Origin of the sequence: Streptococcus sp. (assembly GCF_019414905.1) — a bacterium.
Taxonomy (GTDB): domain Bacteria; phylum Bacillota; class Bacilli; order Lactobacillales; family Streptococcaceae; genus Streptococcus.
In genome coordinates, this window is sequence record NZ_DXLC01000297.1 from 2,349 (window position 1) to 3,159 (window position 811).

The following is an 811-nucleotide window of genomic DNA, read 5'->3' on the forward strand; positions in this document are numbered from 1 at the left end:
GGATCTTGGTGTGCGTTATTAAAGTACAAGAATTGATTATTATCATCTGCAAATGTCAACTCAAATGGCATTGCTTTCAAGAACATGTCAATTTGGTTAACTGTCAAGATACCGTGGTCTAATTTAACGTAAGTATCTCCAGAAACAGCTCCAACAAGTTCAGCTGCTTTTTCTACCCATTCAGGATCGTCTGGATCAACACCTTGAATGGTAGTTGCAATTGAATTTGTACAATATAAATCTTCTGGTGCAATTGGTTTTGGTTTTTTCAATTTTGAAACGACTCCCACATATTTTACAAAGTTGTCCAAGCATGTTTCAAGGAAATTAATAGTTCCTTCATTTGTGATATTGCCCTCATCGTCGAAAGCTTCTTTGGCTTTACCAAGAAGGAATTCATTTCCTGGAAGTGTGTAGGCATTGACACCTGGAGCGTCAAGAATCTTACGAAGGTGAACTTGGGCACGAGAAGTACCTTGGTCGTAGTAAGAAGCTCCCACAATCATGACTGGCTTGTTTTCAAATGGATGAACTTCGTATGAAAGCCATTCAAGAACAGATTTTAGGGAAGCTGAGATTGTGTGGTTGTGTTCAGGAGTAGCGATGATAACACCATCAGCACGAGTAATTTTGTTATATAAATAACGTAATTGGAAACTTTCGTCCCATTTTTCGTCTTGGTTAAACATTGGAACTTCGTCAATTTCGAGGACTTCTAATTCAAATTTGAGTTTGAAGTGACGACGGATGAATTCTAAGAGTTTACGGTTATATGATTGATCGTAGTTTGATCCTACAAGTCCAACAAATT

At 37.7% G+C, this 811-nt stretch carries 1 protein-coding gene; it reads right to left on the minus strand.

The features are described 5' to 3' along the window. The coding region (locus QZ359_RS09020; protein ID WP_293965901.1) for an NAD(P)H-dependent oxidoreductase at window positions 1–811 on the minus strand (811 nt) is incomplete at both ends.